Raw genomic sequence first — 5,164 nt, forward strand, 5'->3', positions numbered from 1 at the left:
GGCCAGAAGGGAGAGCAGGTGCTGCGCGAGATCGCCGCCAGCGACGTCTCGCGCAGGCAGCGCACGGCCTCGCTGATCCTCGCCGAGGGGCCAGCCACCTGATGTTCGACTGGAGCCAAGAGATCGTTCTGGGGGCCTCCATCCTGTCCTGGTTCATCATCGGGGCGGGGCTGGCGCAGACGGCGATCTACCTGCTGCAGCTCATCATCGCCGCCTACGCCCTGTCCAAGCGCCCGCCGGTCGCGCGTTCGGCTCTGCTGTGGCACCGCTATGGCGACGTAGCGCCGCCGATCGCGCTGCTGGTGCCCGCCTACAATGAGGAAGTGAATGTGGTCGAGAGCGTGCACTCGATGCTGGCGCTCGAATATCCGAATTTCGAGGTCATCGTCATCAACGACGGCTCGAAGGATCAGACTCTGCAGCGCCTTATCGAAGGCTTCAAACTGGTGAAATTCCACCGACCCTATGAGGAGGCCCTGACACACAAGCCGATCCGCGGCCTCTATTCCTCGCCGATGACAGAACGGCTGTTCGTGGTCGACAAGGAAAATGGCGGCAAGGCCGATGCCCAGAATGCCGGCGTCAATGTCTGCCGCGCGCCTCTCTTTTGTGTGATCGACGGCGACTCCATCCTCGAGCCCGACGCACTGATGCGCGCGGCCCAGCCCTTCATCGACGATCCCGAGCGCACCATCGCCGTCGGCGGCACGATCCGCATCGCCAACGGATCGAGGATCGAAGCGGGCAGGGTGCGCGAGATCCGCCTGCCCAGCCGGTTGCTGGCACTGTTCCAAGTGGTCGAATATCTGCGGGCCTTCCTTATGGCACGGCTGGCCTGGAGCCGCATCAACACGTTGATGCTGGTGTCCGGCGCCTTCGGCGTGTTCCGCCGCGCCGAAGTGGTGGCGGTTGGCGGCTTCACCAAGGGATCGATGGGCGAGGACATGGACCTTGTGATCAAGCTGCATCGCCACATGATGGACACCAAACGCAAATACCGCATCCAGTTCATTCCGGAGCCGGTGTGCTGGACAGAAGCACCCGAGTCACTGCGCGTTCTGGCCAGGCAACGCACGCGCTGGCAGCGCGGTGCGCTCGAGTGCTTCTTCCGCTACCGCTCCATGCTCTTCAACCCCCGCTATGGGCGGGTCGGCTTCCTCGGATTTGGTCACATACTGATTGTCGATGTGCTTGGGCCCATATCGGAGGTGCTGGGCTATGTGCTGATCCCGGCCTTTTGGCTACTCGGCATCCTCTCGACCGAATATCTCTTGGCATTCACGTCGCTGGTTTTCACCTACGGCGTTTGCGTGAGCGTGTGTTCGCTGGTTCTCGAAGAAGCCGAGCTTCAGCGTTTTCCGCGCGCGCGGGACCTTGCCGTACTCACGGCCGTGGCGGTGATCGAGAATTTCGGCTACCGCCAGCTCAACAATTTCTGGCGTGTGAAGGGCTGGTGGCAGTATCTGCGCGCCGACCAGAGCTGGGGCGAGATGACCAGGACCGGCCTGACTGGGCCGAAGAAGTGAGCCTCTTCGGCTGAGTCACTTCAGCGTCCGCTCGATCTCCGCAATAAGCGCATCGAGCGCAGTATGTGCGACATCCGACCGCTCGATCAGCAACGTCTCAAGCTCGGACGCTCGCACGCTGATATCCGGAAAGCCGAACGTTCCGGCCCCACCCGCCAGCGAGTGAGCGATCCCGATCAGCGTATCGCCGGAACTGCTGCCGGGCACAGCCCTCCTCTCACGGGCGGCCTTCAACTCCACGAGCCGATCCGCACACCGGGCAAGGAAACGTTGCTGCAAGGAAGCGAAGGGATCGTTTGAGATAGGCCGATGCTCCGTTGCGGGACGTCGAGGGTCATTCAAGCAGAAAGCGGCGCGGGTTGGAATGGACTGCTTGGTCGAGCACGCCCCCCTGTCGGAGGAGAACGGCACCAGGGCTGGTCTGCAACGACACTGGCATGCCTGGGCTGGGGACAACCGCGCTGCCATCACCAGAAAAAAAGTGATTGGCTGGGGCGCCAGGATTCGAACCTGGGAATGTCGGTACCAAAAACCGATGCCTTACCACTTGGCGACGCCCCAATTGCCGTCAGAGTCGCTTGTGCGGCGCGTTATTAGCAGAGCAGCCAAAAAGCACAATCCTTATGAGTGACGGTTGGAACGCTCGAATTGGGCAGGCAACGCAGCGCTGGCAAATGATATGCAGCGGGCTATTCGGACCACACCGCCATCTCGTTTCCGGCTGGATCGACGAAGTGGAAGCGCCGGCCGCCGGGGAACGGGAAGATCGGTTTGACAATCGTGCCGCCGGCGCTTTCGACAGCGTCGAGGGTTTGCTCCAGATCCCTGCTGTAGAGCACGGGCAGCGGCTTTGATGGCGCTTCCGCGGCATCTGCCTGGAAGCCTCCGTCCAGGCCTTCGGCAAAGGCCGGTGAACGACCAGGCAAAGGCGGTACTGTAGAAAGCCTTCAGCCGGTCCAGCGTTCCACCGGTCGCGGGCATTTCCAGATAGTCGAGTTTTCCGGGCAGTTTCATGGCGCACCTGTTTGTTCACTGTATGTTCTACTCCAGAATTCCTGACTTGGCAAGTCTTTTTGCCGCATGCTGGAGCACGGCTTTGCTTAATCGATTGTAGTGGCCAGGTGGCTTTGCCGATGTCTTGCCTTTCGCACTGCAGCATCATATCGCTCCAAGGACGGACCGGCGGAACTTTCCGTTTCGCCAATCTTTCCAGTCTCCTGCAACCGGAGCGATGCATGACCAAATGGGTTTTCACCTTTGGCGATGGTGCGGCGGAAGGCCGTGCCAGCGACAGGAATCTCCTGGGTGGCAAGGGCGCCAACCTGGCCGAGATGTGCAGCCTGGGGCTGCCGGTGCCGCCGGGCTTCACCATCACCACGGAGGTCTGCAACGCCTACTACGCCAACGGCCGTATTTATCCGGCCGGGTTGGAAGCCGATGTCGCGGTCGCGCTCGATCACATCGGCCGGCTGACCGGCCGTCGGTTCGGCGACCCGTCGAAACTGCTGCTGGTGTCGGTGCGTTCGGGCGCTCGCGCCTCGATGCCCGGCATGATGGATACCGTGCTCAATCTCGGCCTGAACGACGAGACGGTCGAGGCGCTGGCCGCCGATTCCGGCGACGCGCGCTTTGCCTATGACAGCTACCGCCGCTTCATCCAGATGTATTCCGACGTCGTCATGGGCCTCGACCATGAGGTGTTCGAGGAAATCCTGGAGGATCAGAAAGGCGGGCTCGGGCACGAGCTCGACACCGAACTCACGGCGCTCGAATGGCAAGGCGTCATCGCGCTCTACAAGGCCAAGGTCGAGGAAGAGCTCGGCAGGCCCTTTCCGCAGGATCCGCATGAGCAGCTCTGGGGCGCGATATCAGCCGTGTTCTCGAGCTGGATGAACAACCGCGCCATCACCTATCGCCGGCTGCACGACATTCCCGAAAGCTGGGGCACGGCGGTCAACGTCCAGGCCATGGTGTTCGGCAATATGGGCGAAACCTCGGCCACCGGCGTTGCCTTCACGCGCAACCCTTCGACCGGCGAAAAGATGCTTTATGGCGAGTTCCTGGTGAACGCGCAGGGCGAGGACGTCGTCGCCGGCATCCGCACGCCGCAGAACATCACCGAAGCGGCACGTATCGCAGCTGGCTCGGACAGGCCGTCGCTGCAGAAGCTGATGCCTGACGCGTTCCAGTCCTTTGTCACCATCTCCGACAGTCTGGAGAAGCACTACCGCGACATGCAGGATCTCGAATTCACCATCGAGCGCGGCAAATTGTGGATGCTGCAGACCCGGTCCGGCAAGCGCACCGCCAAGGCGGCGCTGAAAATCGCCGTCGAGATGGCGCAGGACAGGCTGATCACGAAAGAGGAAGCCGTCGCCCGTATCGACCCGGCCTCGCTCGACCAGTTGCTGCATCCGACCATCGACCCCAAGGCCGCGCGCGATGTCATCGGCATCGGACTGCCGGCGTCGCCCGGTGCCGCTACCGGCGAGATCGTCTTTTCCTCCGGCGACGCCGAGGAATTGAAGACGCAAGGGCGCAAGGCGATCCTGGTGCGCATCGAAACCAGTCCCGAAGACATCCACGGCATGCATGCGGCGGAAGGCATCCTGACCACGCGCGGCGGCATGACCAGCCACGCCGCGGTGGTGGCGCGCGGCATGGGCAAGCCTTGCGTCTCCGGGGCCGGCTCGCTGCGTGTCGACTACAAGGCCGGCACGCTGATGGCGATGGGCTCGACCTTCCGCAAGGGCGACATCGTCACCATCGATGGCGGCAATGGCCAGGTGCTGAAGGGCGCCGTGCCGATGCTGCAGCCGGAACTTTCCGGCGATTTCGCGGCCATCATGGAGTGGGCGGACGCGGTCCGCCGCATGAAAGTGCGCACCAATGCCGAAACGCCGCTCGACGCGCGCATGGCGCGCTCCTTCGGCGCCGAAGGCATCGGCCTCTGCCGCACCGAGCACATGTTCTTCGATGGCGACCGCATCGTCGCCATGCGCGAGATGATCCTGGCAGACACCGAAAAGGACCGGCGCGCCGCACTTGCCAAGCTTCTGCCCATGCAGCGCTCGGACTTCCTCGAACTGTTCGAGATCATGGCCGGCCTGCCGGTGACGATCCGCCTGCTCGATCCGCCGTTGCACGAATTCCTGCCGAAGACCGAGGAGGAGGTGGCCGAGGTCGCCGCCGCCATGAAGGTGTCGCCGGACAAGCTCAGGCAGCGCACCGAGGCACTGCACGAGTTCAACCCGATGCTCGGCCATCGTGGCTGCCGCCTGGCTGTCTCCTATCCCGAGATCGCCGAGATGCAGGCGCGGGCCATTTTCGAGGCGGCCGTGGAGGCCGGCAGGAAGGCCGGCGCGCTGGTGGTCCCCGAGATCATGGTGCCGCTCGTCGGCCTGGTGAAGGAACTCGATTACGTCAAGGCGCGCATCGATGCGGTTGCCAAGAGCGTCATGGAGGAAACCGGCGTCAAGATCGACTATCTCACTGGCACGATGATCGAGCTCCCCCGCGCCGCGATCCGTGCCCATGTCATTGCAGAGTCAGCCGAATTCTTCTCCTTCGGCACCAACGACCTGACCCAGACGACCTTCGGCATCTCGCGCGACGATGCGGCCTCGTTCCTGGAAACC

3 protein-coding genes, 1 tRNA gene and 1 pseudogene are annotated in these 5,164 nt (G+C 63.0%); 2 read left to right on the forward strand and 3 right to left on the reverse strand.

Annotated features, from left to right (window positions below; translation table 11 throughout):
* Positions 1-101 precede the first annotated feature (101 nt).
* On the forward strand, positions 102-1,526 hold the full coding sequence (locus EN939_RS20020; protein ID WP_127269369.1) for a glycosyltransferase family 2 protein: 1,425 nt from the start codon (positions 102-104) through the stop codon (positions 1,524-1,526).
* Between the two features lie 15 nt (positions 1,527-1,541).
* Here EN939_RS20020 and EN939_RS39730 read toward each other — a convergent pair whose 3' ends face one another.
* The 3 genes and pseudogenes from EN939_RS39730 to EN939_RS20035 all read right to left on the reverse strand — a co-directional run bounded on the left by EN939_RS39730 (position 1,542) and on the right by EN939_RS20035 (position 2,540).
* The gene (locus EN939_RS39730) at positions 1,542-1,994 is read right to left on the reverse strand and encodes an Hpt domain-containing protein (RefSeq protein WP_127269370.1); all 453 of its coding nucleotides are present in this window, start codon (positions 1,992-1,994) and stop codon (positions 1,542-1,544) included.
* 18 nt (positions 1,995-2,012) lie between these two features.
* Positions 2,013-2,087, reverse strand: a tRNA-Gln gene (locus tag EN939_RS20030).
* A gap of 128 nt (positions 2,088-2,215) precedes the next feature.
* Positions 2,216-2,540: pseudogene (locus EN939_RS20035) on the reverse strand (VOC family protein).
* A gap of 221 nt (positions 2,541-2,761) precedes the next feature.
* Here EN939_RS20035 and ppdK point away from each other — a divergent pair.
* Positions 2,762-5,164 (forward strand): pyruvate, phosphate dikinase (gene ppdK, locus EN939_RS20040; RefSeq protein ID WP_127269371.1); only part of this gene is annotated, 2,403 nt, incomplete at its 3' end.

The sequence above is a fragment of the Mesorhizobium sp. M7A.F.Ca.CA.002.05.1.1 genome, assembly GCF_003998335.1.
GTDB lineage: Bacteria > Pseudomonadota > Alphaproteobacteria > Rhizobiales > Rhizobiaceae > Mesorhizobium.